Origin of the sequence: Roseibium denhamense (assembly GCF_009711415.1) — a bacterium.
Taxonomy (GTDB): Bacteria; Pseudomonadota; Alphaproteobacteria; order Rhizobiales; family Stappiaceae; genus Roseibium; species Roseibium denhamense.
In genome coordinates this window covers 1-717 of the sequence record NZ_SMLZ01000041.1, presented here as the reverse complement: position 1 = coordinate 717, position 717 = coordinate 1, and the positions used below count along the sequence as shown (strand labels likewise).

Annotated in this window: 1 protein-coding gene; it reads right to left on the bottom strand. The window is 62.1% G+C overall.

Translation table 11 applies throughout. From position 1 onward, the window contains the following. A partial coding sequence (locus tag E1180_RS00135; RefSeq protein WP_155189071.1) for an amidohydrolase family protein occupies nt 1–717 on the bottom strand: 717 nt, incomplete at both ends.

Below are 717 nucleotides of genomic sequence, written 5' to 3'. Positions count from 1 at the left end.
CAGTGGAAGCGGATCGGCCACCGGTTCTCCAGCAGGAATTCCAGCACCGGGCGCAAATCCCCTTCCATGCGCTTTGACAACTCCGGGCGCGGATAGGAAAAATCTTCGAAGTCATAGGCCGAGGCCACGAGCATTTCGCCCGCGCCGACACACTTGAGATAGTCGTCGCCCGCGTCCGGTTTGACGATGTCGTTCCAGCGCTTGAAGTCATCAAGTTCAAACAGCGGACGCTGCGCAAACAGCTGGTACCCGATGCGCACGGTCTGTTCGCCGCGCTTGTTCAGCTCCGAGATGACCCCGTAGTCATCCGGGTAATTCAGGAACCCGCCGGCACAGTCGAGCGCCGAGGTCAGGCCCAGTCCGTTGAGCGCCCGGAAATAGTGCTTGGTCGAGGTGACTTGCTGCTCGAAGTCGAGCTTCGGCGCCATGTCGAGCAAGGCATAGAGAGGCTGCGCGTTCGGGCGCGCCATGGCCAGCCCCGTCGGATTGCCTTCGTCGTCCCGCTCCAGGCGGCCGGAGACAAACGGCTCATAGAAGTGTTGGTCGATGCCAAGGGCGCGCAGTGCCGCCTTGTTGAGCCAGGCCCGGTCATAAAGGTGCAGGACATAAACGGGCACTTCCGGCGCGACCGCGTTGATTTCGTCGATGGTCGGCAAGCGCTTTTCCGCAAACTGGTCGGCCGACCATCCGCCGACCACACGGATCCACTGACCCGCT